General features: G+C 58.3%; 23 protein-coding genes. 3 read left to right on the top strand and 20 right to left on the bottom strand.

Translation table 11 applies throughout. The annotated features are described in order from the left end of the window. Positions 1 to 165: 165 nt before the first annotated feature. Positions 166 to 1,215, top strand: coding sequence for a 3-hydroxyacyl-CoA dehydrogenase (locus tag QSJ80_RS07205; protein ID WP_285763754.1), 1,050 nt, complete (start codon positions 166 to 168; stop codon positions 1,213 to 1,215). A gap of 93 nt (positions 1,216 to 1,308) precedes the next feature. Here QSJ80_RS07205 and QSJ80_RS07200 read toward each other — a convergent pair whose 3' ends face one another. The 16 genes from QSJ80_RS07200 to grpE form a co-directional block, all read right to left on the bottom strand. Then, positions 1,309 to 2,199, bottom strand: coding sequence for an MBL fold metallo-hydrolase (locus QSJ80_RS07200; RefSeq protein WP_285763753.1), 891 nt, complete (start codon positions 2,197 to 2,199; stop codon positions 1,309 to 1,311). Positions 2,200 to 2,451: 252 nt separating this feature from the next. Beyond that, entirely contained in the window at positions 2,452 to 3,351 is a 900-nt protein-coding gene (locus tag QSJ80_RS07195; protein ID WP_285763752.1) for a glycerophosphodiester phosphodiesterase family protein, read from the bottom strand. Between the two features lie 98 nt (positions 3,352 to 3,449). Continuing rightward, positions 3,450 to 4,862, bottom strand: a complete 1,413-nt coding sequence (locus tag QSJ80_RS07190; RefSeq protein WP_285763751.1) for a hypothetical protein — start codon at positions 4,860 to 4,862, stop codon at positions 3,450 to 3,452. Between the two features lie 163 nt (positions 4,863 to 5,025). After that, a complete protein-coding gene (locus QSJ80_RS07185; protein ID WP_285763750.1) occupies positions 5,026 to 6,327 on the bottom strand; it encodes an NCS2 family permease in 1,302 nt (433 codons plus the stop codon). A gap of 107 nt (positions 6,328 to 6,434) precedes the next feature. Continuing rightward, complete coding sequence (gene greA, locus QSJ80_RS07180; RefSeq protein ID WP_285763749.1) at positions 6,435 to 6,911, bottom strand: transcription elongation factor GreA; 477 nt, start codon at positions 6,909 to 6,911, stop codon at positions 6,435 to 6,437. Next, positions 6,908 to 10,144: a carbamoyl-phosphate synthase large subunit gene (gene carB, locus QSJ80_RS07175; RefSeq protein WP_285763748.1), complete on the bottom strand. Its 3,237-nt coding sequence runs from the start codon at positions 10,142 to 10,144 to the stop codon at positions 6,908 to 6,910. Before carB ends, greA begins: the two co-directional genes overlap by 4 nt. A gap of 160 nt (positions 10,145 to 10,304) precedes the next feature. After that, positions 10,305 to 11,456 carry a glutamine-hydrolyzing carbamoyl-phosphate synthase small subunit gene (gene carA / locus QSJ80_RS07170; RefSeq protein ID WP_285763747.1) on the bottom strand — a complete coding sequence of 384 codons (1,152 nt, stop codon included), beginning with the start codon at positions 11,454 to 11,456 and terminating at the stop codon, positions 10,305 to 10,307. A 351-nt stretch (positions 11,457 to 11,807) separates the two neighbouring features. After that, complete coding sequence (locus QSJ80_RS07165; RefSeq protein ID WP_285763746.1) at positions 11,808 to 12,437, bottom strand: YfiR family protein; 630 nt, start codon at positions 12,435 to 12,437, stop codon at positions 11,808 to 11,810. 140 nt (positions 12,438 to 12,577) lie between these two features. After that, complete coding sequence (gene dapB, locus QSJ80_RS07160; protein WP_285763745.1) at positions 12,578 to 13,375, bottom strand: 4-hydroxy-tetrahydrodipicolinate reductase; 798 nt, start codon at positions 13,373 to 13,375, stop codon at positions 12,578 to 12,580. Between the two features lie 83 nt (positions 13,376 to 13,458). Beyond that, on the bottom strand, positions 13,459 to 14,340 hold the full coding sequence (locus tag QSJ80_RS07155; protein ID WP_285763744.1) for a pirin family protein: 882 nt from the start codon (positions 14,338 to 14,340) through the stop codon (positions 13,459 to 13,461). 14 nt (positions 14,341 to 14,354) lie between these two features. After that, entirely contained in the window at positions 14,355 to 15,326 is a 972-nt protein-coding gene (locus QSJ80_RS07150) for a glutathione S-transferase family protein (RefSeq protein WP_285763743.1), read from the bottom strand. Positions 15,327 to 15,391: 65 nt separating this feature from the next. Beyond that, positions 15,392 to 15,877 carry a DoxX family protein gene (locus QSJ80_RS07145; protein WP_285763742.1) on the bottom strand — a complete coding sequence of 162 codons (486 nt, stop codon included), beginning with the start codon at positions 15,875 to 15,877 and terminating at the stop codon, positions 15,392 to 15,394. A 311-nt stretch (positions 15,878 to 16,188) separates the two neighbouring features. After that, positions 16,189 to 16,527 (bottom strand): hypothetical protein, encoded by a 339-nt coding sequence (locus QSJ80_RS07140; RefSeq protein WP_285763741.1) that lies wholly within the window; start codon positions 16,525 to 16,527, stop codon positions 16,189 to 16,191. 480 nt (positions 16,528 to 17,007) lie between these two features. Continuing rightward, positions 17,008 to 18,129: a molecular chaperone DnaJ gene (dnaJ, locus tag QSJ80_RS07135; protein WP_285763740.1), complete on the bottom strand. Its 1,122-nt coding sequence runs from the start codon at positions 18,127 to 18,129 to the stop codon at positions 17,008 to 17,010. 137 nt (positions 18,130 to 18,266) lie between these two features. Then, complete coding sequence (gene dnaK, locus QSJ80_RS07130) at positions 18,267 to 20,204, bottom strand: molecular chaperone DnaK (protein WP_285763739.1); 1,938 nt, start codon at positions 20,202 to 20,204, stop codon at positions 18,267 to 18,269. Between the two features lie 136 nt (positions 20,205 to 20,340). After that, complete coding sequence (gene grpE, locus QSJ80_RS07125) at positions 20,341 to 20,925, bottom strand: nucleotide exchange factor GrpE (protein WP_285763738.1); 585 nt, start codon at positions 20,923 to 20,925, stop codon at positions 20,341 to 20,343. Positions 20,926 to 21,083: 158 nt separating this feature from the next. Here grpE and recN point away from each other — a divergent pair, with 158 nt between their 5' ends. Next, entirely contained in the window at positions 21,084 to 22,739 is a 1,656-nt protein-coding gene (recN, locus tag QSJ80_RS07120) for a DNA repair protein RecN (protein WP_285763737.1), read from the top strand. Between the two features lie 6 nt (positions 22,740 to 22,745). Here the strand turns inward: recN and QSJ80_RS07115 are convergent, their stop codons facing one another. Next, positions 22,746 to 23,576, bottom strand: a complete 831-nt coding sequence (locus QSJ80_RS07115; RefSeq protein ID WP_285763736.1) for a crotonase/enoyl-CoA hydratase family protein — start codon at positions 23,574 to 23,576, stop codon at positions 22,746 to 22,748. A gap of 100 nt (positions 23,577 to 23,676) precedes the next feature. Next, entirely contained in the window at positions 23,677 to 24,084 is a 408-nt protein-coding gene (gene fur, locus QSJ80_RS07110; RefSeq protein WP_285763735.1) for a ferric iron uptake transcriptional regulator, read from the bottom strand. A gap of 147 nt (positions 24,085 to 24,231) precedes the next feature. Here fur and QSJ80_RS07105 point away from each other — a divergent pair, with 147 nt between their 5' ends. Next, positions 24,232 to 24,579, top strand: coding sequence for an outer membrane protein assembly factor BamE (locus tag QSJ80_RS07105; RefSeq protein WP_285763734.1), 348 nt, complete (start codon positions 24,232 to 24,234; stop codon positions 24,577 to 24,579). Positions 24,580 to 24,696: 117 nt separating this feature from the next. On the opposite strand, the gene QSJ80_RS07100 is transcribed toward QSJ80_RS07105, so the two are convergent. Both QSJ80_RS07100 and QSJ80_RS07095 read right to left on the bottom strand, forming a co-directional pair. Continuing rightward, a complete protein-coding gene (locus QSJ80_RS07100) occupies positions 24,697 to 25,401 on the bottom strand; it encodes an RT0821/Lpp0805 family surface protein (RefSeq protein ID WP_285763733.1) in 705 nt (234 codons plus the stop codon). Between the two features lie 162 nt (positions 25,402 to 25,563). Then, positions 25,564 to 25,896: an RnfH family protein gene (locus tag QSJ80_RS07095; protein ID WP_285763732.1), complete on the bottom strand. Its 333-nt coding sequence runs from the start codon at positions 25,894 to 25,896 to the stop codon at positions 25,564 to 25,566. Between the last annotated feature and the right edge of the window lie 16 nt (positions 25,897 to 25,912).

The raw sequence follows: 25,912 nt of genomic DNA, 5'->3' as shown, positions 1-25,912 counted from the left end.
CTCTGGCGTGACTTTCCACAAAGATTAGACTGTTATTTGGAATAGCCGGTCATAAGGCCCGCACGAATAACAGATAGATGTGCTGGCACGGCATTCTGCAACTAGAAACCGGATCGCCTATCCTGATACCACTAATCACTCAGCCTCTGGTGCCAATGAAGGCATGTGACCAGAGATCCGCCTGGGTATCACGACCTCCAGACCAGCGCAGAGCCAAGACAGCACTGCTGGATCAGCCTAATTCACAAAGGTCCTAAGATGACTCAATCCACACAGCAACTAAGCGTACTCGGCGCCGGCGTTCTCGGCGGGCAGATCGGCTGGCACAGCGCCTTCAAGGGCAAAAATGTAACCATTTATGATATTTCCGAGGAATCCCTTGAACGCTGCCGCAAGACACACGCGAACTACGCACAGCAATATATTAAGGATCTGGGCGCTTCGAACTCAGACATCGAAAAAACACGACGAAGAATCATTTATACCACTGACCTTCAGGATGCTGGCGATTCTGCCGATATCGTTATTGAAGCGGTCCCGGAAATACCCAAAATCAAGATCGATCTCTACGAGAAGCTTGCGAAATATCTGCCCGATCACACGATCGTGGCGACAAATTCCTCGACCCTGCTACCGTCGGAATTTGCACAGCATACAGGTCGTCCAGACCGATTCTGCGCATTGCATTTTGCCAACCTAATCTGGATCAGCAATCTTGCAGAAATCATGGTTCATCCAGATACATCAGAGGAAACGGTACGAATAATCACCGAGTTCGCGATAGAAATCGGTATGGTACCAATACCAGTACTGAAGGAAAAAAACGGCTACGTGCTCAACACCTGGTTGGTTGCCCTGCTAAATTCCTCCCAAAGCCTGATTACAAATGGCGTATCCAGGCCAGAAGAAATCGACCGGACGTTTATGATCGTCAACCGCGGAACCAAATTTGGGCCTTGCGGCATGATGGATATCATCGGCATGAAAACTTGTTACGATATTCTGCACCACTGGGGCGAACACGATAACGATGAACAAATGAAAAAAAACGCCGATTACATCAAGACCCACTTCCTCGACAAGGGAAAACAGGGCATGCTCGGCGGTGAGGGCTATTACACTTATCCGAAGCCGGAATTTTTAGCGAAAAACTTCCTTGAAGTTCCCGACAAATCAATGGTAAATGAAATCGTTCGCAATGTTTTGAACAAATAGCAGGGTTCGGATGCCCCTGCTTCTGCACGTGACAGGGGCACCCGCTCACCAATTAGACTTGGGCTTTCTCAACCGACGCTTCCGAGATATCAATCAGTTTCCTGTAAGGGAATCGTATACGATACCAGTCCAGATATCCGGTTTCATAAACCCCTGACCAAACTTTTCGTCGTATTCTGCAGTCGGTTTCGCAGCGATCACCGCTTCCCGGCTCATGCCCTTGTCTACCAGTGCCTTGATACGGTCACGCAGCTCCACGAGCAAGTCCCTGTAGGCCGTGAGGCCCGCTTTATCCGTGAGCGGCCCGTGCCCGGGGATAATGCGGGTCTTCTCGTCGGAAAGCGCCATAATGCGCTCGGCATTGGCGATCACACCATCGATATCCCCCCCGGCTGAAGTATCGACAAACGGATAGCTGCCGTTGAAAAAGGTATCGCCCATATGAATCACATTGGCCTTGCGAAAGTGTACGATCGAGTCACCGTCGGTGTGCGCCGGATCGATGTGGAACACGTGGATCTCTTCATCGTTCCAGTAAAAAGTGGTCGCATCGGTGAATGTGATCACGGGCAGGGCCGCCTCCGGGGCCGCGGGCACGGTGCGCTTGAACACCTCCATCACCTGGTCCGCGCTCATGCGCTTGCGCACATTTTCATGGGCGATAATCAGCGCGCCCTCACCGCTCAGGTTCTCATTGCCCCCTGTATGGTCGCCGTGCCAGTGCGTATTGATCACGAAGCGGACCGGCTTGTCGGACAGTTCAGAGATGGCCTTGAGAATCTTGCCAGTCAGCGGCGCATACTGGTCATCGACCATAAATACACCGTCCTCACCAACAGAGACGCCGATATTACCCCCGCGTCCCTGCAGCATGTGAATATTTTCCGCCACTTGCTCGGTGGTTATCTCGACCTCCGACATGTCATTCTGCGCCAAAACCGGCTGCGCCAGCAGTGCCAGCGCCGGCAATAAAAATCGCTTCATAATGGCCTCCTTGAGAAAAATTTTATTCTACAGGTTTGTTTACGAGCCAATTTACACATGTTTAAACAAATTGGCACGTGAATAGACATCAATCGGGCGCCAACAGCTATAAGTTAGGGGCTGGGCTTTAAATCTTCCCAGCCAGCGGACAGATAAAAATAAAGCAAAGAGGAAGGCCAAGGAATGGCTAAGAAAATCGTACCACCACTGCTGCTAACCCTGGTTTACGGCACCGTGCTGTTTGGCAGCGCTCTACCGATCTAGAACCTGCAACAACAGGTCCGGCCGATCGGTCATAATGCCCTCGGTCCCCAACTCAACCAGGCTGCGCATCTCGGGTTCCTGATTCACGGTCCACACGTGGGTCTGCAAGCCCAGCTTGTTGGCATGCCGTAGCGTCCTGCGGTTAACCAGTTCGATATTGCCGCTGCGCATGGGAATGTGCAGCGCACGGTACTCAGGCTCGAGCAGTTCGGGGAGACGCGCGAGACTCGCGTAGACAAACCTGCGCACCTCGTTCTCCGTCGCACCGGTCGCCACACGCGGACAATCCTTACGGAATGCGTCCATGACATGCTGGTGGCGCGTTGAAACCATTACTTCCTTCTCTTTCAGGTAGGTACTGACGGTTTCGCACAGCCGCCGCCCCAGCTCCGGGCTGGATGGCTTGATCTCTATGATCATCGGCCAGCCACGAAACTCGGTAAACACCTGCTCTATGGTGGGGATCTGTAGCGGGCTTGCTCTATAGGGGTAGGATTGGCCGTCCTTGCTCCAGTTGTACCCGACATTCAACTGACGCAACTGCGCCAGTGTCATCTGCGAGATCTCGCCGCTGCCCTCTGTGGTCCGATCAACGGTTTCATCATGCATCAGCACGATATAACCGTCTTCAGTCAGCTGCACGTCCATCTCCAGGACATCCACGCCCAGCTTTGTCATTTCCTCAAGGAACAGCATGCTATTGCCGGGATAAAGGCCAATCCCGGAATCATCCGCATGTGAAATCACCAGCGGGTATTGGCCGAAGCGTTCAAAGAACGCAACGGGCTCCACCGTGCGCAGGCCCGGCAACACAAATTTTGCCAGTAGCACCAGCAACACAACCAGGGCAAACAGGCCTTGCACCAACAACAGAATTCTTTTCAGCATGAAAGGCGGCGACGATAAAAAAACGGCACTCAAAGAGTGCCGCAATGATTGGGAAAATACAACAACGACCAAGCAAAGTTGCCAACACCGCGCAGCGGTCAGGGGGTACCGCCGTCACGCGCGGGCTGACAGAGAGGAACCGGTTGAAGTGCGACCCTGTCCCGCCGGGGCGTACTTGTGCCGCGCGACGTGAACGAGTCTGCAATCACACGCTCCAGCCACAGCGGCAGAAAAATAACAATGTCATAGGCAATCACCATCAGGGCCACAAAACGCAATGCAAGATTGCCAGAGAGACGCGACGCAAAGGCCAGGCCGCGCAGCGAAAAAGCCAATATCCCTCCTAGCAGGATGCGACTGCTAAACAGCCACTTCTCCAGAGGCGCTGCGGCGAAAAACATCACATAAGCCATCAGGAATGCGAGCGCGCCGCGCAACGCTGTCATCCCCGCCACATCCGGTAACGCGGGCGAAAGCGCGCCCTGTGGTGAGCGCGCGGCAAGCAGCGCACTCACAGCGGCAATCGCAAAACCCAGTCCTGCGGCAGCAAAGGCTGCTGTGCGCCGGCTATCGACATCCATGGCACGGATCGCGGGAAAAAAGCGCGTTACTCCACGACTCTCCAGAACCACAAGCCCGGCGACAATCATCGCCGCGATCAATACCCCTGCGGTAACAGCCGGCAGGGAGATGTCTGCTATTCCCACCGGCACCGCACCCAGCCCGGGGAGCGCCTGCGCAACCAGCCGAAACTGAACGGCCGCCGCTGCAGCGGCTACAAGCAACAGGGCACTGGTCAGGACAAAACGGGTGAAGGCGGACACAGCCAGCCTTCGCTCAGGCGCAGCCTGCTGTTCGCGTATCTGTTTGTAGGCTTCCACATGCTGGTCGATACGCCGGGCGCGACGATTCAGTGAGTCAATCGCCCGTGTTGCGCCCAGCAGCGCGTTTCCGACCCGGCGCCAGGCCGGCATCAGTCGCTTGAGCAGGTGGTGCCGGTCCTCCGCCGCATCCCGGTAGGCAACCAGAGACTTCTTTTCCGCCTTGCGCATGGAGTAATGAATCGTCTCAAGCACGTCCCCAACCACCGGGTCGTTCCTGGCGGGAATCTCTGCAATTGCGGCCACGGCCCGGCCCCAGCTGGTGGGTTCCGGAGGCACCTCATGGCTCTCCTGGTAATCCCGCTCCAGTGCATCGAGATGCTCTCTGATCCGCCGCTCCAGCGCGGGATAGCTGGCGAGCGATCCGCGCACCTCCCGCTCCGCACTGTGCAGCTCAGATTCAATAAGCTGCGCGCGTTCGGCCGCACCGCTTTCCAGTAACAGGCTGCGGTTGCGCGCGCTGATGCGCTCGGAAGCCCGGGAGGCAGCAAAAGCAAACAGGCGAGAAACGTGATGCAGGCCCCTGCCCAGCGCGGCAATGGCGCGATGCATGTGCGCGCGGGCGAGATACATGGCGGCCAGGATAATCAGGGCCCAGGCCCACACTGGTATTGTTTTCAGGATAATCATGGGAACCGGTGTTCAAGATGTCAGCCGAAGCTGACGATTTTTATGGCGTTTTCAAACAGTATTGTTGAAATACAGGAAAACGTGCGGCATCCCATGCCAAAAAGTTATTCTCGACGTCCGCAGGAGGAATTCGCAGCCTGTCGCAGCTGTGAATCAGGGCCAGTCAGGGAAAGATAAACAGCTTCACAACGAACAGCACCGAGAGCGCGATAAGCATCGGACTGAGCAGTTCCCATCGCCCGCTGACCAGCTTGATTGCGGTGTAGGTGATAAACCCGAGCGCAATTCCGGTGGTGACTGAAAATGTGAGGGGCATGGTGATGGCGGCGATAATGACCGGGGCAGCCTCGGTCATGTCGTGCCAGTCAATATGCACAATGCTGTGTGTCATCAATACGGCGACGAACAGCAGCGCTGGCGCTGTGGCATAGGCCGGCACTGTCCCGGCCAGCGGGGCGAAGAACAGCGCCAGCAGAAACAGAATCGCCACCACTACTGCGGTGAGACCGGTCTTGCCACCCACCGCAATACCGGCGCAGCTTTCTACATAGCTGGTGGTATTCGACGTGCCGAGCAGTGAGCTGAACACAGAGGCGGTACCATCCGCCATCAACGCGCGGCCCATGCGCGGCAGGTTGCCCTCCTTGTTGAACAGCTTGCCCTTCTGGGCCACGGCCAGCAGCGTACCCGAGGTATCGAACAGATCGACAAACAGCAGGCTGAAAATCACGCTGGCCATGCCCACGTCCAGGGCGCCGCGGATATCCAGTTGCAGGAAAGTCGGGGCGATGCTCGGCGGCGGCGCAAATACCCCCTGCCACTCCACCTCACCCACCAGCAGGCTGAGCAACGTAATCGAGAGCACCCCGATCAGTACGGATCCCACGACCTGCTTCTGGTAAAGCGCGGTGATCAGGACAAAGCCGAATATGGTCATGATGGGCGGCCAGGCCGCCAGGTCACCCATAGTGACCAGCGTTGCCTCGTTGTCTACAACGATGCCGGCGTTGCGCAGCGCAATGAAGCCGAGAAACAGGCCAATGCCCGCCGCAATTCCCGAGCGCAGCGCCAGCGGGATCGAGCGGATGATCATTTCGCGAATCTTGAAGACGCTCAACAGGAAGAAAATGGTACCCGAGATGAAAACGGCCCCGAGCGCGGTCTGCCAGCTGTAGCCCATCTGTCCGACTACGGTAAAGGCAAAGAAAGCATTGAGACCCATGCCCGGCGCAAGTGCCACCGGATAATTTGCGAAGAAACCCATCACCAGGCAGCCGATAGCCGCCGCGAGGCAAGTGGCGACAAACACCGCACCATGATCCATGCCAGCCTGCGACAGCATCGACGGGTTGACGAAGATGATGTAGGCCATGGTCATGAAGGTGGTCAGGCCCGCCAGCAGCTCGGTTCGCACGGTGGTGCCGCTGTGTTTCAGGTGGAAGAGTCTTTCGAGGAGGTCGGCCATGCCTGATCCGCGCCAAATTGCTACGAGAGTTCAAGGCAAGCATAGACGTGTAAAAAAAAACGCCCGGCAGGGCCGGGCGTTTTCAGACATTCGAGTAAAGACTGACGTCAGATATGCTCGACTTCGTCAATTTCATACTCGATGCCGCCGGACGGGGTCTGCACATTGACGACATCCCCCTCTTCCTTACCGATCAGTGCACGTGCGATGGGTGAATTCACCGAAATCTTGTGCGCTTTCACATCGGCCTCATCATCACCGACGATCTTGTAGGTTACTTCCTCGTCAGTCTCGCAGTTGATGATGGTCACCGTGGTGCCGAAGATCACCCGGCCGCTCGGCTCGATGGCCTTCACGTCTACCACCTGGGCATAGGACAGCTTGGACTCGATGTCCTTGATACGTCCCTCAATGAAGCCCTGCTTCTCGCGGGCCGCGTGGTACTCGGCATTTTCCTTGAGGTCGCCGTGCTCCCGTGCCTCGGCGATTGCCGTCACCACCGCCGGACGCTCGACCTTTTTCAGGTTTTCCAGCTCCGCGCGGAGCGCTTCGGCGCCCTCTACTGTCATTGGTACCCGGTTCAAGCTGTTCCTCCCAGTTTCACTACCCGCTCATGCAGGCTCTGCAGGCGATATACATCCGAATCCTGCCCCACTTGCAGCGCCATGGCCAGCGCCTTGGCCGCAGCGAGGGTGGTGGTGTAACACACGCGGTGCTGTTCCGCACTGCGGCGGATATCGGCAGAGTCCCGGATGGCCTGGCGACCTTCAGTGGTGTTCACCACCAGGTCGATCTCGTCGTTCTTGATCATGTCGGCGATGTGCGGTCGACCTTCACTCATCTTGTTGACGGTCATGACCTCGAGACCGGCATCCTTGAGCACCTTGCCGGTACCACGCGAGCAGACCAGCTGGAAGCCGAGGTTGACGAGGTCACGCGCCAGCGGCACAACGTCTTTCTTGTCGAAGTCGCGCACGGATACGAATGCCTTGCCGGACTTCGGCAGGCTCTGGCCGGTGCCGACCCAGCCCTTGCCGAATGCCTCGGCGAAGGTCTCGCCAACGCCCATCACCTCACCGGTGGATTTCATTTCCGGGCCGAGGATCGGGTCCACGTGCGGGAACTTGTTGAACGGGAAAACAGACTCTTTTACAGAGAAGTAATCCGGCACGATTTCCTCAGTGAAACCCTGCTCCTTGAGGCTGATACCGGCCTGGCAGCGCGCGGCAATCTTGGCCAGCGAGGTGCCGATACACTTGGACACGAACGGTACGGTACGGGACGCGCGCGGGTTCACCTCGATCACATAGATCTCGCCGTCCTGGTAGGCCAGCTGCGTATTCATCAGGCCAACAACGCCCAGCTCGCGCGCCATCGCCTTGACCTCTTCGCGCATCTTGTCCTGCACGTCCGCCGGCAGGCTGTAGGGCGGCAGGGAACAGGCGGAGTCACCGGAGTGCACACCACACTGCTCGATGTGCTGCATGATCGCGCCGATCACCACGTCCTGGCCGTCGGATACCGCATCGATATCCACTTCGATCGCTGCGTTGAGGAAGTGATCCAGTAGAACCGGTGCCTCATCGGAGACCTGCACTGCTTCGGTCATGTAGGTCAGCAGCTCGTCTTCCTTGTAGACGATCTCCATCGCGCGGCCGCCAAGTACATAGGAAGGACGCACGACCAGCGGGTAACCAACGTCCTTGGCTGCCGAGATGGCCTCACCCACGGAGCGCACGATGGCGTTCTGCGGCTGCTTGAGGCCCAGGCGCATGATCATCTGCTGGAAGCGCTCGCGGTCTTCCGCGCGGTCGATCTGCTCCGGGGTGGTACCGATGATCGGCACACCTTCGGCGGCGAGGTAGCGCGCCAGGTTCAGCGGCGTCTGGCCACCAAACTGCACAATCACGCCCTTCGGCTTCTCTGCGCGCACGATTTCCAGCACGTCTTCCAGGGTGACCGGCTCAAAGTAGAGGCGATCGGAAGTGTCGTAGTCGGTGGATACCGTTTCCGGGTTACAGTTGACCATGATGGTCTCGTAACCGTCCTCGCGCATCGCCAGCGCGGCGTGCACACAGCAATAGTCAAATTCGATGCCCTGGCCAATACGGTTGGGGCCGCCGCCGAGTACCATGATCTTGTCACGATCAGAGGGCTGCGCCTCACACTCTTCCTCGTAGGTCGAGTACATATAAGCGGTGCTGGTGGAAAATTCAGCCGCACAGGTATCTACGCGCTTGTATACCGGGAAGACTTCCAGCTTGTGGCGGAACTCGCGCACGGTCTTCTGGCCTACGCCGAGCAGGTCTGCCAGGCGGCGATCCGAGAAGCCCTTGCGCTTCAGGAACAGCATGTCATCCCGGTTCAGCGCGGACATCGGCACCTTCTTCAGCGGCTCCTCGATCTGCACCAGCTCCTCGATCTGTACCAGGAACCAGGGATCGATCTTGGACAGTTCAAATACTTCTTCCACGCTCATACCCGCGCGGAAGGCGTCGGCCACGTACCAGATGCGCTCGGCACCCGGGGTGGACAGCTCACGACGCAGTTTCTCCATGGCGCCGTCAGCGCCCGGATCCACTTTCGGCTCAAAGCCAAAGGATCCCACTTCCAGGCCGCGCAGCGCTTTCTGCACTGACTCCTGGAAAGTGCGGCCAATCGCCATAACCTCACCCACAGATTTCATCTGGGTGGTCAGGCGTGCGTCGGCCTCGCCAAACTTCTCAAAGGTGAAGCGCGGAATCTTGGTAACAACATAATCGATGCTCGGCTCGAACGAGGCCGGGGTCGCACCGCCGGTAATTTCGTTCTGCAGTTCGTCGAGGGTGTAGCCGACAGCCAGCTTGGCCGCGACCTTGGCAATCGGGAAACCGGTCGCCTTGGAGGCCAGCGCGGAGGAGCGGGAAACCCGCGGGTTCATCTCGATCACCACCATGCGGCCGGTATCCGGATTCACACCGAACTGGACGTTGGAGCCGCCGGTTTCCACACCGATCTCGCGCAGTACCGCCAGGGATGCATTACGCATCAGCTGGTATTCCTTATCGGTCAGGGTCTGCGCCGGCGCCACGGTGATGGAGTCACCGGTGTGTACGCCCATCGGGTCGAAGTTCTCGATGGAACAGATAATGATGCAGTTGTCGTTCTTGTCCCGGACAACTTCCATCTCGTACTCTTTCCAGCCGAGCAGGGATTCGTCGATCAGCAGTTCGTTGGTCGGGGAGAGGTCGAGACCGCGTTTGCAGATTTCCTCGAACTCCGGCCAGTTGTAGGCCACACCGCCGCCCGAACCGCCCATGGTGAAGGACGGGCGAATGATTACCGGGAAGCCAAACTCTTCCGGAACCTTCTTGGCCTCTTCCATGGAGTGCACGATCTTCGCGCGCGGGGTTTCCAGGCCGATCTTCTTCATGGCCTTGTCGAACAGGTCGCGGTCTTCCGCTTTTTCGATCGCGTCCTTGTCCGCACCGATCAGTTCAACACCGTACTTCTCCAGCACGCCGTGCTTGTCCAGCGCCAGCGCACAGTTGAGCGCGGTCTGGCCGCCCATGGTGGGCAGGATCGCATCCGGGCGCTCTTTGTCGATAATTTTGGCCACGGTCTGCCATTCAACCGGCTCGATGTAGGTGGCATCGGCCATGGCAGGGTCGGTCATGATGGTGGCCGGGTTGGAGTTGACCAGGATTACCCGGTAACCCTCTTCGCGCAGGGCCTTACAGGCCTGGGCGCCGGAATAGTCGAACTCGCAGGCCTGGCCGATCACGATAGGGCCGGCTCCGATGATCAGGATGCTTTTCAGGTCTGTGCGTTTTGGCATTTCGTCGTCCGCTAAGGATATATTCTGTCTTCTTTCCCGGCTCTGGCCGGTTCCAGTGTCGATCTTGTCTTAGGCGCGTCACCGGTGCGGGTTTCGAAAACTGCGGAGGGCCGCAAGTGTTTTCTCACCCCGCCCCGGAGCGCGCCTGCAATTCGTACTGCTACTTCGCTGCCATCAGTTCGATAAAGTGATCGAACAGCGGCGCCGCGTCCTGCGGGCCAGGGCTTGCTTCCGGGTGCCCCTGGAAGCTGAACGCCGGCTTGTCTGTGCGGTGGATGCCCTGCAGGGATCCGTCGAACAGTGACGCGTGGGTGGCCTTCAGGTTGTCAGGCAGCGTGTCTTCATCCACCGCGAAACCGTGGTTCTGCGCGGTGATCATGACGCGACCGGATTCGCGGCACTGCACCGGGTGGTTACCGCCGTGGTGCCCGAATTTCATTTTTACGGTCTTGGCGCCAGACGCCAGGGCCAGCAGCTGGTGGCCAAGGCAGATGCCGAATACCGGAATGTCGGTCTTCAGGAATTCGGTGATGGCATCGATGGCGTAGTCGCATGGCTCCGGGTCACCCGGGCCATTGGACAGGAAGATGCCATCGGGATTCATGGCCAGCACTTCACTGGCAGGAGTTTTTGCCGGCACCACGGTGAGGTCGCAGCCGCGGTCTACCAGCATGCGCAGGATGTTGCGCTTCACACCGAAGTCGTATGCCACCACTTTGTAGGGGCGCTCTGCCGGCGCATTGACATGGCCTTCGCCCAGCGCCCAGGAGCCCTCTTCCCACTTGTATGAGGATTCAGTGGTAACGACCTTGGCCAGGTCCATGCCGACCAGGCCTTCAAATTCCTGTGCCGCCTTCAGCGCCGCTGCCTTGTCGATATTGTCACCGGCAACGATGCAGCCGTTCTGCGCACCCTTGTCACGCAGGATGCGGGTGAGGCGACGGGTATCAATATCGGCGATACCGACGATGTTGTGTTTTTTCAGGTAGCCACTCAGGTCCTGCTCATTGCGGAAGTTGCTGGCCAGCGCCGGCAGGTCCCGCACCACCAGGCCAGCAGACCAGATCTGCTCACACTCCTCGTCTTCGGGAGTGGTGCCGGTGTTGCCGATGTGGGGGTAAGTCAGGGTGACTATCTGGCGCGCATAGGAGGGATCCGTGAGGATTTCCTGGTAGCCAGTGATGGATGTGTTAAATACCACTTCGCCAACAGACTGACCTGTTGCGCCAATGGCGGTACCGTGAAATTCGCTGCCATCCGCGAGAATCAGCAGTGCGGGCTGCTGCTTTCGCTGAAAGGTACCAGTAGTCAATTCAACCTCCAGGTCCGAAACGTGTTCCGAGCGAGGCCGCCGCGCCCACCTGAACCAAATCGGTGAGCACGCCAAACCGTGTTACATCTGGGTAATTTGCCGGAGCCAGTTTGCAAAAAAGCGAGATGAAACCTTCGCCTCATCTCGCTTTTAACTGTTCTTCTTGCAGTCTTGGCTCCAACATTCCACTCCCCCCACCCAACCGGGGTGGTACAGGGACAAGTGTAGGTGGGCGCGGGCCGGACTGGCGGGTTTTTCTACACCCGGCGAATGAACGCTTGGTCCGTGCTGCCTGCTAACCGGCGGGGATTCTAAGCGAAGTGACCAGTTTTTGTCTAGCCGTTTTGGCAGCTAATTACTTTTGGCCAGACGCGCGATGCTGCTGCTGTATTTCAGCTCGGCATTCCTGATCTGCACCTTGTTGAATTGCAGCGATACCATGCTGCCCTGCTCCACAAAACCCACCATGCCGCCGTAGTTGGCAAACTTGGGCATATCGCTGATGGTGAGCACCGGGAAGAAGTCGAGATCCTGCGCGAGTTCGGCCACACCATCCGGCGAGCGCTCACCCACCAGCAGGATCTGGCATTTGCGCGCACCGCGGTGGTCGTCGGCCGCCAGGTATTGCAGCTCCACCTTGCGCTGGCGCACCCGGTGAAACTTCAGCCGGTCAGCGAGCGCCTCGCCGAGAAAGTCCTGCCCCATCATGCAAATCCGGAACGGTGCATTGGTACCGACAAAAACTTCCAGGGGCCACTCAACGTGGTGGGCCATATGCATGGTGTAGTCGACGATCAGGCGGCGACCGGTATCGGAATCCGATACGGACGCGCGGGCCGGCTGGGCCGCAAGCAGGGCCAAAATCAGGGAGAAGAAAAGAAAAGTCAGTAAGGAAATCTCTCGGGGCCGACCCGCATACAACGGGTTCTGGACGAAAGTACTGTTGATCGCAATTACCGTGTCTACACGGTCGTTTCCCATTGCGCACCCCTGTCACTGGCGAGTTCGTTAAAAGGCAGTGCTTCCAAGGGTAGTCTGGGGACGGGCTCCCGCCATCCGAATTTGCGAATTGTGTCTCTTTTTTTCTGAAGCGGGCGCAGCCTCACGCCATGACAGCGATATCAGATCTCCAGCACATCGCGCATGCTGTATTTACCGGGCGCACGTCCGTGCAACCACTGGGCCGCCCGTACCGCACCGCGCGCAAAGGCCATCCTGCTCGACGCCTTGTGGGTGACCTCCACCCGCTCGCCATCACACAGGAACATTGCAGTGTGCTCGCCCACCACGTCACCACCGCGCACCGTGGCAAAGCCGATTGTGTCCCTGTCCCGTGCGCCGGTTTGCCCTTCGCGCCCGTAAACGGCCACTTTTTCCAAGTCTCGCCCGAGTGTATCGGCAATCGCCTCACCCATGCTCAGGGCCGTACCAGAAGGCGCATCCACCTTGTGGCGATGATGCGCCTCGACAATTTCGATATCGGCCTCGTCACCCATCACCTGGGCGGCAATCTCCAGCAGACTGAAAACCAGGTTGACACCGGTGGAGAAATTGGACGCGATGCAAAGCGGTGTCTTTTCCGCAGCAGCGTCGAGATACGCTTTCTGCTCTGCAGTAAAACCGGTGGTGCCGATCACGATACCCTTGCCGTGCTCCGCACAGAAGTGCACGTTTGCAAGCGTCGCTTCGGGGGAAGTGAAATCAATCAGGACATCAAAACTGGATGGATCCAGCTCACTGGAGAGGACCAGGCCATTGCGGCCGAGGCCGCACATCTCGCCGCTATCAGCGCCCAAAAGTGAGGAGCCCGGGCGCACGATTGCCGCACCGAGTTCCACACCTTCTACCGCTTGCACGGCTTCAATTAAGAAGCGACCCATACGGCCGCTCGCGCCGGTTACTGCTACCTTGAGTGTCATCTCGATACGTTCCCTGTGCTTCCGTTACAACGAGTCGACGCAGTTTACCCGCTTGCTCTGCTTTCCGGAATGCCCCCGGCCAGTCAGACGAAACTTCCCGAACGGAAGTCCCGCATTGCCTGCTCCAGCTCTTCACGGGTATTCATGACGAACGGTCCCCAGTGCGCAATCGGTTCATTCAACGGTCGCGCGGCAAGTAGCAACAGGCGTGCGCCGTCCCTGCTACATAGCTGCAACTGGTCACCATCCTCCAGCAAACCGAGGTTTTTTTCCGGCAACACCTTTGCTGTTGATTTGCTACCCACTTCGGCCTGGCCCTCTACCATATAGATCAATGCCCGCTTGCCGGCGGCGATGGGTAAATCCAGGCTATCCCCGGCACCAAGGCGGATATCGAACAGGTCCGGCTCAGTACTGATACCCTGCACCTGGCCCGCAATGCGCTCACCATTCAAGATGAAATCACCCGCGATCACCACCGCCTCACTGTCATTACCGAATGCAGCCCGCGGCAGGTCATCCGGAGAAAACTCCCGGTAGTTCGGATCGCACATTTTCTCTGCCGCCGGCAGGTTGATCCACAGCTGGAAACCGTGCATTCGCCCGGACTCCTGCTCCGGCATTTCGGAGTGCAGTACGCCGCGCCCCGCTGTCATCCACTGCACACTGCCGGGTACCAGCAACCCCTCGTTACCAAGGTGATCGCGGTGGCGCATGCGACCTTCCAGCATATAGGTCACTGTCTCGAAGCCCCGGTGCGGGTGCTCGGGAAAACCGGCAATGTAATCATTCGGATCGTCCGAATAGATCTCATCCAGCATCAGGAAAGGATCAAAAGCCTGCAGCGGACCGGTGGCAATATTTCTGCGAATACGCACACCAGCCCCGTCCTTGGCCCGCATGCTCGGGATTGCCTGCAGTAGACTTCTCGACTTCAGGAAAGTTGTCACGTCGGAATTGCTCATCAATTTATTTCCACTCAGAGACTGCGGCGGTCATGCGCACGGCCGTAATCGATATCGGGACCCAGCGGCACAATACGCGTTGGATTGATCGTATCGTGGCTGTAGTAATAGTGCGTCTTGATATGGCCAAAATTCACCGTCTCGGCCACGCCAGGCTGCTGGTAGAGATCGCGCAGGTAGTTCGAGAGATTCGGGTAACTCTCGATCTGCCGCTGATTACATTTGAAGTGGCCATGATAGACAGAGTCGAACCGGATCAATGTGGTAAACAGGCGCCAGTCGGCTTCGGTGATCTGGTCGCCAACCAGGTATCTCTGCTTGCCCAGCCGGGTTTCCAGTGTCTCCAGCGCATCAAACAGGGCCCGGTAGTGTTTCTCGTACACGTCCTGTGCGGTAGCAAAGCCGGTCTTGTAGACGCCGTTATTGATGGCATCGTAGACAAACGCATTGACCTCATCGATCTCATCGCGCGAAGGCTCCGGATAGTAGTCTTCCCGGACTTCGGTGAGGCTATCGAAAGCACTGTTCAGGATGCGAATTATCTTGGCAGACTCATTGCAGACAATCTGATTGGTTTCCTTGTCCCACAACACCGGCACCGTCACACGCCCGGAATATTGGGGATCATGCCTGGTGTACAGCTGGTGCATATACTCGATTCCCTCTACCGGGCTCGGCACAGCGCCTTCCAGTGCACCTTCAAGCTCCCCGGCTTTACCGAGTTCCCAGCCGTTGTCGAGCATCTCAGCCTTAACCACGGTAACACCAATAACGTCCTCAAGTTTCTTGAGCTTGCGGAAAATCAGTGTGCGGTGCGCCCAGGGGCAGGCAAGCGATACGAACAGGTGGTAGCGGCCCGCCACAGCCGGGAAGGTATCGTCCCCGATGTTGCCGTGGAACTGTGCCTGCTCACGAACAAACTCACCACCACTTGCTTCCGTGTCATACCAGTCGGTGTGCCACTCACCTTTTACCAACAAGCCCATATCGGCCTCCTTATTAGTTTCTCTGCCTGCTCTGATTCAGTTCGCAATACAAATCCGTGACCAACTTAATACGCCGGCTGTAACTGCAGCGCATCGTCGGATGCCTTTACCTTCGCAATCAGTCGATCGACGGAAAGGCTACCGCCACCCATGTAGACGAGCGCCACACTGGCAGACAGCAACAGTAAAGCAAACTCATAACCGCCATTGCTGACGAACAGGCCGTTGCCGAGGTGTACGGTCATTGCCATCGCCATGGCAAATGCCGCCACCGCCGCCGCAGGACGGGTGAGCAAGCCCAGCACCAAGGCGATACCGCCGCCGAATTCCGCCAGCCCAGCCAGCAGGGCCATCAGGTAGCCCGGCGCAAAACCGACCGACTCCATCCACTGGCCGGTGCCCTCAAGACCATAACCGCCGAACCAGCCAAACAGCTTCTGCGCACCGTGCGCCGCAAGGATCACCCCCACAGTCACCCGCAATACCAGTGCGGCGGGACCCGCTTCAGTACCCAGAATGGTCTTAAACCAGGAAGATTCAAATTTATTCACAATAGTCTCCTTAGATATTCGCCGTGTTTTCATTCGATATAAGGCATTCTAAGGATTCCGGAGGGAGAGAAAATCGGAACATTCTGATGTATATGGTCAAATTTTTTGAATGCTAGACCCACTACCGGATGAGCCTTGATAGCTCCCGTAACGGAAGCTTCCGCTAGCGAATTGATTCAACGGTAAATGGCCGGCAGAAGTAGGTCAGGGAATTTAAGAAAACAGGAGGCCAGGAACAAAAGAGGCCAGGCAAATAAGGAGAGATGCTGCCCGAGCGAGTCGGGCAGCGAAGTACACGCTTACCTGAAGACTTACTTGGAGAAAAGCCCCATCACATCGCCTTCGTTCCAGAGCCAGCGCAGCGCCACGATCAGGGCTGCAGCGCCCATAAAGGCAGCCATATGGCCAGCAAAGACGCTGATGTAACCGCCTACAGCCGGGATACCACTTAGGCCGCCAGCCATCATGGACAGGCCTACAGCCAGCACCACCGGCACCATGGCGTTATCGTCTTTCAGGGAGAAAATCGCGAATACCGCGCCCATCAGCGCAATGATCCACATGAAGTTATTCAGCGCTTCAACGCCAATAGTGGAAATGACGGCCATAACCAGCGCCAGCAGGAATGCAATGTTTCCGATCTTGTTCATGAGAGTGACCCTTATTTTATAGGTATTAAGTTGGGTACCCCGGCACATGCACACGCACAACAGCCGTGTCAGCGCCGAAGCGCTACATCTCTACATCAGACATCGAAATCAACACTAGCAGTCGGTTTCAGGTGAAACAATCGCTAGATTCACACTTGTTCAGAGAGTAAACAGAAGTGCCAGAATGGCGGGAGATTTGGCGTAAGCACCAATATGGTGCAGAAAGAATCAGACTGAAGCGCTATTGGTTACCCAAAAAATCGTAATCGCTCTTAAGCCGCCGCGAGCGCGTTAGGAGTTTAGTAATAGCCCGCTTGAAGCGCTATTGACCTTCCTGCGATCAGTAATCAGGCTTAAATCGTAACGAGCGCAGTCAAGGCAAGGAGGCTGGAGCGCAAAAACCGGAGCGTACACGCAGTACGTGAGGATTTTGAGCACCACCCGACACAGCATTGGCTGCGCGCAGTAGATTTAAGCTGATTACAATTTCATGTCGCCGAAGAAATTTTTCACCCCCTCAAACCACCCGGTCTGACGCGGTGAGTTTTTCTTCTCCGACAGGGTCTTTTCAAACTCCTCCAGCAGCTCTTTCTGCTTGGTAGACAGGTTCACTGGAGTCTCGACGACCACGCGACACAACAGGTCACCGGTAGAGCCACCGCGCACCGGGGTAACACCCTTGCCACGCAGGCGGAACAGTTTGCCGGTCTGGCTTTCCGCCGGGATCTTCAGCTTCACCTTGCCATCCAGGGTCGGCACTTCCAGCTCGCCGCCGAGGGCTGCGGTCACAAAGCTGATCGGCACTTCACAGTACAGATTCTTGCCGTCGCGCTGGAAAATATCGTGCTCGCGCACCACCACGGTGACATACAGGTCGCCGGCCGGACCACCGTCCGGTCCTGCCTCGCCCTCGCCTGTCAGGCGAATGCGGTCACCGGTATCCACACCCGGCGGCACCTTGACGGAGAGGGTCTTGGTTTCCTCGACACGGCCATGGCCGTGACAGCTGGTGCACGGGTCACTGATGATGGTGCCCTTGCCGCGACAGTTAGGGCAGGTCTGCTGCACGGAGAAGAAGCCCTGCTGCATGCGCACCTGGCCGGCACCACCACAGGTGCCACAGGTGGTCGGCTTGCTGCCGGCCTTGGCACCGGAACCGTGACAGGTGCCACAGTTGACCAGGGTCGGTACCCGGATCTTCACGGTAGTACCGCGCACGGCGTCCTCTAGATCCAGGCTCAGCTCATAGCCGATATCGGAACCACGCTGCGGGCCGCGACGACGACCGCCACCACCGCCACCGAAAATGTCCCCGAACACATCTCCGAAAATATCGGAGAAGCCGCCGAAGCCGCCGGCACCCGCACCGGCCTGGCCTTCAACGCCCGCATGGCCGAACTGGTCGTAAGCCGCGCGCTTTTCGGAGTCGGACAAAACCTCGTAAGCCTCGTTGGCTTCCTTGAACTTGTCTTCCGCTTCCTTGTTATCAGGGTTGCGGTCTGGGTGGTATTTCATGGCCACCCGGCGATAGGCCTTTTTCAGGTCTTTCTCTGACGCGTCTCGTTCTACCCCGAGCACTTCGTAATAATCGCGTTTGGACATATCGCCTCAACTGTCTCGTCTATTGCTGCTACTGAGCTGCAAAAAAATCAGGTTCTTTATAACGGCAAAGAGGCGCTACTGTGATTCAGCGCGCCCCCTGCCCGGATATCATTCAGAAGCGAAACCGCTTGCGTGAATTAGTTATCCTTCTTCTCTTCCTTAACTTCTTCAAACTCCGCGTCGACCACATCGTCGCCCGCAGACTTTTCCGCGCTGTCCTGCGCACCGGGCTCGGCACCGGCTTCTGCAGCCTGGGCTTGCTCGGCGTACATCTTCTGCGCAACCGGGCCAGTAGCTTCGGTCAGCTTGGCGGTAGCCGCTTCCATCGCAGCCTTGTCGTCGCCCTTGACGGCTTCCTCGGCTTCCTTGATGGCTGCTTCAATCGCAGACTTCTCTTCAGCGCTGGCCTTGTCACCGGCCTCTTCCAGAGTCTTCTTGCTCGCAGAAATCATGCCGTCGAGGCTGTTGCGCGCAGTCACCAGCTCTTCGAACTGCTTGTCGGCCTCGGCATTCGCCTCGGCGTCGCGCACCATTTGATCGATCTCGTCATCGGACAGGCCGGAGGAGGCCTTGATCACGATGGACTGCTCCTTGCCGGTCGCCTTGTCTTTGGCATGCACGTGCAGGATACCGTTGGCATCGATATCGAAGGTCACTTCGATCTGCGGCATGCCGCGCGGTGCCGGCGGGATGTCGCTCAGGTCAAAGCGGCCCAGGGACTTGTTGCCGGACGCCTGCTTGCGCTCACCCTGTACCACGTGAATGGTTACAGCTGTCTGGTTGTCTTCCGCTGTGGAGAAAGTCTGGGACTTCTTCGTCGGGATAGTGGTGTTCTTCTCGATCAGCGGAGTCGCAACGCCACCCATGGTTTCAATACCCAGGGTCAGCGGGGTTACGTCCAGCAGCAGAACATCTTTTACGTCGCCAGCCAGAACCGCGCCCTGGATCGCAGCACCCATGGCTACCGCTTCATCCGGGTTCACGTCCTTGCGCGGCTCCTTGCCGAAGAAGTCAGAAACCTTCTTCTGCACCAGCGGCATACGGGTCTGGCCACCAACCAGGATCACTTCGTCGATCTCGGATGCGGACAGGTCTGCATCGGCCAGCGCAATTTTTAGCGGCTCGATGGAGCGGTTCACCAGGTCTTCAACCAGGCTTTCCAGCTTGGCACGGGTCAGCTTCACAACCAGGTGCTTGGGACCGGTCTGGTCTGCTGTGATGTACGGCAGGTTGACTTCGGTCTGCTGGGAAGAAGACAACTCGATCTTGGCCTTTTCCGCAGCCTCCTTCAGGCGCTGCATGGCCAGCGGATCGCCCTTCAGGTCGATGCCCTGCTCTTTCTTGAACTCCTCCGCGAGGTAGTCGATCAGGCGCATGTCGAAGTCTTCACCACCGAGGAAGGTGTCACCGTTGGTGGACAGTACTTCGAACTGCTTCTCGCCATCGACGTCGGCAATTTCAATGATGGAGATATCGAAAGTACCACCACCGAGGTCGTATACCGCGATGGTGCGGTCACCACCGGACTTGTCCATGCCGTACGCCAGCGCAGCCGCGGTCGGCTCGTTGATGATGCGCTTTACATCCAGGCCCGCGATGCGACCGGCATCCTTGGTGGCCTGACGCTGGGAATCGTTGAAGTAAGCCGGAACGGTAATTACCGCAGCATCAACTGACTCGCCCAGGTAGTCCTCGGCGGTCTTCTTCATTTTCTTCAGGACTTCAGCGGAGATCTGCGGCGGTGCCTTCTTGTCGCCCTTGGCTTCAACCCAGGCGTCGCCATTCTCTGCTGCGACGATGCTGTACGGCACCATCTTGATGTCTTTCTGTACAACGTCGTCGGAGAACTTGCGGCCGATCAGGCGCTTCACCGCGAACAGGGTGTTCTGCGGGTTGGTCACTGCCTGGCGCTTGGCCGACTGGCCCACCAGAATTTCGTCGTCCTGGGTGAATGCCACGATGGAAGGCGTAGTGCGATCGCCTTCGGAGTTTTCAATAACGCGGGCCTTTTCGCCATCCAGTACAGCCACACAGCTGTTGGTGGTGCCAAGGTCGATGCCGATGATCTTACCCATCTGAAGTGTCCTCTCTAAATTCCTGGTCGCGGCTCTGTAGTCTGGTCACTGAGCACACGTTTCAATTCTGTTGGTTCGTATATTGGTGCTGTTCCGCACTTTTCAAGGGGTCTTTTTCAGCTCCCCGCAACTTCACTCAAGGCGCCCTGGAGACCACCACCATGGCCGGGCGCACCAGTCGCCCGTGGAGCGTGTAGCCCTTCTGGAAAACGTCCATCACGGTGTTCGGCTCCAGTTCCGGGTTCGGCACCTGGGTCATGGCCTGGTGCAGTTCCGGATCAAATGGCTGGCCGGCCGGATCTACCACCTCGACACTGTTCTTGGCCAGTGTGTCCATAAAGGACTTGTGGGTCAGCTCGATACCCTCGATGACGGCCTTCATGGCCTCATCTTCACGGTCGATGGCAGCCAGCGCGCGCTCGAGGTTGTCCACCACCGGCAACAGGTCCCTGAGCAGCTTCTCCACGGCGAATTTGTGCGCCTTCTCTACGTCCAGCTGGGCGCGGCGGCGCGCGTTCTGGGCTTCGGCCTGCATGCGCAGGGCCTGATCCTTGGCCGAGGCCAGGGAATCGTTAAGGCTGGCAATCTCCTCCTGCAGGGTGGCCAGCTCGTCCTCGGTCTCGTCGCTCAGGTCCTGGACCGGGGCCTCAGCCTGCTCGGCCGCCTCGACCTTGGTCTCTTCGGTGGATTCTGGCTGTTGCTCGGTGTGTTTTTTCGACACTGTTATCTCCGTAGCCGCTTGGTGCTTCTGTCTTGTTGGCGCTTCGAAAAGCTCGATGCACCCTATATGGGGCCTCGGCGCCGCCCTTCAAGCCCTCTTGGCGCACTCTTCCAAATACTGTATAAACAACCACTAGTTTGATAGCGAACGGCCCGAACATGCTGCTGCATCTATCCATCAGCCAATTCACCCTGGTCGACCAGCTGGAGCTGGAATTCCGCCAGGGCACCACTGCCATCACCGGCGAAACCGGCGCCGGCAAGTCCATTACCCTGGATGCGCTGGGGCTTGCGCTCGGCGACCGCGGCAATGCGGACCTGGTCCGCGCCGGGGCCGAACGGGCCGACATCCACGCCACCTTTGATATCGCCAAGTTCCCGGAAGCTGTGCAGTGGCTGGCAGACCAGGAGCTGGACGAGAGCGGCAAGGAAGTAATCCTGCGCCGGGTGATTACCCGCGAGGGCCGCTCGCGCGCCTATATCAATGGCCAGCCGGTGACCCTGATGCAGCTGCGCGCACTCGGCGAGCAACTGATCGACATCCACAGCCAGCACGAGCACCAGTCCCTGCTCAAAAAAGACACACACCGGCAGTTGCTGGACGCCTATGCCGGTGCGCGTGATATCGCGGCCCGCACCCGCATTGCCTTCAAGACCTGGCAGGACCACTACCGCCGCTACCGCGCGCTCGCAGACAACGCCGAGGAATCCGAAGCCCGGCGCCAGCTGCTGCAGTACCAGCTGGAAGAGCTGGAGCAACTGGACCTGAAGTCCGGAGAGCTCGAGGAGCTGGAAAGTGAGCAGCGCCAGTTGGCCAATGCCGGCTCCATCTTGCAGGGCAGCTACCAGCTGGCCGCACTGCTGAATGGTGGAGAGGGCGATATTGCCGAGCAGATGTACCGCGCCACCCAGATTCTGGGCGGCATGTCCGAGCACACGTCATCGCTGGCCGAGGCCGCACAACTGATCGAAAGCGCCCGTATCCAGGTAGACGAGGCCGCGGCCTACGTTTCCCGCCATATCGACAGTTTCGAGATGGATCCGGCGCGCCTGCAGGAAGTTGAGGAGCGCCTTACCGCCATCTACCAGGCTGCTCGCAAGCATCGCCTGCAGCCTTCCGAGCTGCCGGAACTCATGGCACAGCTGCAGGCGGAACTCGAGGAAATGGGTGGCGCTGAATCGCTGGAGACGATGGAAGCAGAATCCGGCAAACTGGAGGCCGATTATCGCAAGGCTGCAGCAGAACTGACCGCCCTGCGCGAGGCCTCAGCCACCACGCTGGCGGAAGAGATCAACAAGCAACTGGCCGACCTGGCCATGCCCCATGCGCGGGTGGAAATCGCCCTGTCCACCACAGACAAGCCCGCCGCCACCGGCGTGGAAGAAGTCGAATTCCTGATCAGTACCAACCCGGGCCAGCCGGCACGGGCGCTGGCGAAGGTGGCGTCTGGCGGTGAACTGTCACGGGTGAGCCTGGCCATCCAGGTGATTACCGCACAGACCTCCCAGACCCCCACCCTGGTATTCGATGAGGTGGATGTGGGTATTGGCGGCGCCACCGGTGACGTGGTCGGGCGCCTGCTGCGCAAGCTCGGCGACAGGGGGCAGGTGATCTGCGTGACCCACCTCGCCCAGGTTGCGGCCAAGGCGCATCAGCAGTATCTGGTGGAAAAGCACAGCGACGGCAGCAGCGCATTTGTATCCCTGCGCGAACTGACCAACGATGTACGCACGGACGAGATCGCGCGCATGCTCGGCGGCGAGCCAACCGAGCAATCCCGCGCCCATGCGCAGGATATGCTCACACGCGTCTAGAATGGATCAGTCTTCGTAGGTCACCGCCGCGCCAGTCAACTTGGCCTCCAGTGACTTCTGCAAGTCACCGGACATGAGCGCGGCGGCATTCCAGGTGGCCACATAGTTGAGGCTGTCGGCAACACTGTGGTCGCGGCTGTAGAGGATCATCTCCTTGGTGCCGCGGACCGCCAGCGGCGAATGGCGGGCAATGGTCCTCGCGATATCCAGCACCCCTTCAAATAGCGCCTCCTGCGTCCCGAAGGTGCGATTAACCAGACCGATACGCTCGGCATCCGCACCGCCTAGCTCGCGCGCCGTGTAACAAAGCTCCCGCGCAATGCCGTCACCAATCAGTTTCGGCAGCCGTTGCAGGGTGCCCACATCTGCCGCCATGCCGATTTCAGTTTCCTTGACCGCGAAGCTGGCGTCTTCCGTGCAGTAGCGCATATCACAGCAGGTGATCATATCGATGGCGCCGCCCAGGCATTTGCCGTGGATCGCCGCGAGCACGGGCTTGCGGCAACGCTCGATACCACTCAGCACCGTCTGGAACCAGAGGATCTTGCGGCGCAGGGCTTCCGCGTTTCGGCCGATGTCCTCACCAAATTCCGCGGGCGCCGAGGCCAGCAGCATCAGGTCCATGCCCGCGCAGAAATTGCGGCCGTTGGCCTGCAATATCACTACCCGCACTTCCGCCGCCTCATCCAGCCAGCGAAATACCTGTTCCAGTTCCTCCCACATCGACTGACTCATGGCATTGGCCTTGTCGGCCCGGTCCAGGGTGACAATAGCGACACCCTCATCCAGCGTGACTTGCAGGGTGGTGAGTTCGGGTAGGATCTGTGGAAGGGACATAGGCGCCTCAGTAAACGGGTGTTTTGAGGCAAATTATCACGGGGATGGTGCGGTAACAGTGGCTAAAACTGTTACCGCGAGGGGTATTAAGGACCAGCGGCTACTGCTTTTCCTTCACGTACAGCACCAGGCTGTGGCCTTCCAGTTCGTAACCGTGCTCTTCCGCGATCTGCTGCTGCAGGCGCTCGATTTCCTCGTTGTGGAATTCAATGACCTTGCCGGTATCCACACAAACCATGTGGTCGTGGTGCTCACCGCGATCCAGCTCGAATACGGAGTGGCCGCCATCGAAGTTGTGGCGTTCCACCAGGCCCGCACCCTCAAACTGGGTCAGCACCCGGTATACCGTGGCCAGGCCGACATCCTCACCGGCATCGAGCAGCATCTTGTATACATCTTCCGCGCTCAGATGCGGTTCTTCGGAACTTTCCAGGATCTGGAGTATCTTTACACGCGGGAGTGTGACCTTGAGGCCGGCTTTGCGTAATTCCTGGTTCTCAGTCGACATCTGCTGGCTTGTCCCCTTGGTCTTATGCGTGGATCTTGCCCGACATGGCAGGCAAACCCCTTTATTTTGTATGGAATTGGGCCTTCTCAGGCCTCGAACAGTTCGGGTATTATCCCCCGTCACTGGATTTATCGGAACCCCAAAGATATGCCTTCTCTAAAAAGCATCACCGGCATCGTAGCCGCGGCGACTCTGGTCAGCGCCTGCAGTTTCTTCAAGTTTCCCGGCGTACACCGTATTGATGTACAGCAGGGCAATATCGTCACGCAGGAAATGGTGGACCAGTTGAAGGTGGGTATGACCAGCCGCCAGGTGCTGTTCGTCCTGGGCACCCCACTGATCCAGGACACCTTCAACCCGGACCGCTGGGAGTATGTATACCGTTACCAGAGCCCGCGTAACGAGATCACACAGCACCGCTTCACCGTGTTTTTCGAAGACGACAAGCTGGTCAACTACGAAGGCACCCTCTACGCCGGCGCTCCGGGTAGATAAGCCGCTCCATCCCAAATTCGAATTAGGTAGAGCGCCCAGGCCGCGGCCCGCAAGACACGGGCCGGGTCAGAACAGCGGCCCTTTGCAGGGCCGCTTTTGATTCAGGTCCGGCTTGAATCAGAACGATTGCACCCAGGAACCGTCCTGGTTGCGGCAGGCCACTCCCGGTATTGCCTGCGACTGCTCCTCACCGAGCACTTCCGCCGTATAAGAGCGACAGTATTGATCTCCCTGGCGCCTTACGGTCCCGGGGGTGACGGCGTACTGAAGGCCATCCTGCACGCCTTCCCAGGATACCCGCTGCCCCTCAGGTGCAAACTCAAGAACCTGAGCCATACAGGCCTGGTTACGGCTGTCGATACGACGCCCAATCTCACCACCGATGAGCACTCCGGCAATGGAACCGCCGATGGTTGCAGCGGTATTGCCACGGCCATCCCCGATCTGGTGCCCGATCACTCCGCCAATCAGGCCACCCAGCACATTACCCACCTGCTGACTGTTGCAGCGACTCACAGTACGGGTAGTTTCCGGGCGCCACTCGGGGTGATATTCAGGCTCTGGTGCACGCTCGTCAAACCAGGGTGGCAGTGCAACTGCCACAGCTGCGCGGTGGCGGACTGGCCGGCACTCGCGCTCTTCCTTGTAGCTGCCATCGCGCTTCCATTTGCGCTTGACCTTGCAGTTTCCGTCCCAGAATTCTTCTTTGGCTGCATAGCGCTTGTGCTTTTTCCAGCCGCGCCCTTCCGGCGGCTCCGCAAGTGCGGAGGCGGTCGCCCCACACGTCAGTAACGCAACGATAAACGCGGTAGTTGCCTTCATTTTGTCCCCCTTTTCATGTGCTAGACGCCTGCTTCAATTTCTGGATTGAAGGCCTGTATTTGGCGCACACTTTATCATCCTGAGCGCAGGTCACTGCGCTCAGCTGGAAAAGTTGGGAAGGGGTTCTCTTTTATAACGGCGTTAGCAGAGATGGTAGGCGGCTTACTGGTTGTCCTTAGCGGCTTTTTTGGCCTTTTCAGCGCGTTTCTTGCGCGCCTCTTTCGGATCCGCAATCAACGGGCGATAGATCTCGAGCCGGTCGCCCGGCTGCATCACATACTCCTTTGCGGCCGCCAGGCCCTTGGTGCCAAGCGCCTGGCCGAAGATCCCCAGCTTCGCTGTTTCCGGGTCCACTTCCGGGAACTCCTCCGGAATACCGGAACGTGCCAGCGCCTGCAGCGCCGTCGTGCCCGGCTCGACCAGCAGCCGCACCAGTTTCTGCTCATCCGGGAGTGCATAGGCCACTTCCACTGCGATAGGGTCTATATCCGTCATCGTTTATCTGTCCTTG

Source organism: Biformimicrobium ophioploci, from assembly GCF_030270605.1.
Taxonomy (GTDB): Bacteria; Pseudomonadota; Gammaproteobacteria; order Pseudomonadales; family Cellvibrionaceae; genus Biformimicrobium; species Biformimicrobium ophioploci.
The sequence above is the reverse complement of the archived record's forward strand: the minus strand, read 5'-3'. Positions and strand labels throughout refer to the sequence as shown.